Here is a 729-nt window from a genome sequence, read left to right on the forward strand (position 1 = left end):
CGTCGCCCGCATGGCTGAGATCGGCAGGTTCATAACCCGCGCCGAGCATGTGGCGATCACCTGCGAGCAGGTTCTTGAACTGGCCGCATCGGGCATGTCGTGCCGGAAAATGGCCGAAGTCTTGGGCTTAAGCCACTCCAGCGTTTCCAACCACAAGAGGGCGCTGGCCGGGGAGGGGAAGGCATGACCGACAAAGCAGGCTACCCCCAAGCTGCGTTCGGCGGCGAGCCGCGCTTCCACAGCGTCACTGTCACGGGCGGCGAAATATGGGCTGCCGACCCGCCAGAGAGCGGTAACTGGGTCCATGTGAACCAGCATATGGCATTACTGGCCAAGTTGGACGCCGCCCTATCCATGCCCGCCCCCGCACCGGCGCAGGCGTGGCATACGGACATGAACGCTATGCCGAAGGGGGTGGCGGTCTTGGCCGCGCTGTCGAATGGATGGCACGAGATCATCACCGATCGATCGGAGGAAGGCGACTATGCCGGATGGTATATCGCCCACGGCAACGTTTCTCTGCCGATCGAACGAACGCATCCTAGAGACACAAATTGGGAGTGCGCCATACGCGCGGTGGCATGGATGCCTCTTCCCGTCCCGCCCGCCGCGCTGATCCCCGACACGGAGGGCCTGTAAATGCCGAAACGTATCCAGCGCAGCCGCGCCAAGGGTTGGAGGATGCCGGACGGGGCGATCTACGTTGGGCGACCCGGACTGTTCGGCAAC

At 63.5% G+C, this 729-nt stretch carries 2 protein-coding genes; both read left to right on the forward strand.

The window, feature by feature from the left end:
* The coding region (locus E2K76_RS20155; RefSeq protein WP_136686214.1) for a LuxR C-terminal-related transcriptional regulator at window positions 1-187 on the forward strand (187 nt) is incomplete at its 5' end.
* Window positions 184-639: a hypothetical protein gene (locus E2K76_RS20160; protein WP_136686215.1), complete on the forward strand. Its 456-nt coding sequence runs from the start codon at window positions 184-186 to the stop codon at window positions 637-639. The genes E2K76_RS20155 and E2K76_RS20160, both read left to right, overlap by 4 nt.
* Window positions 640-729: the final 90 nt, after the last annotated feature.

Source organism: Falsirhodobacter xinxiangensis (genome assembly GCF_004959935.1).
GTDB lineage: Bacteria > Pseudomonadota > Alphaproteobacteria > Rhodobacterales > Rhodobacteraceae > Falsirhodobacter > Falsirhodobacter xinxiangensis.

What these genes read in the sequence shown, in the direction of transcription:
- E2K76_RS20160 (WP_136686215.1), top strand. Translation starts at nt 184, where the DNA reads ATGACCGACAAAGCAGGCTACCCCCAAGCTGCGTTCGGCGGCGAGCCG.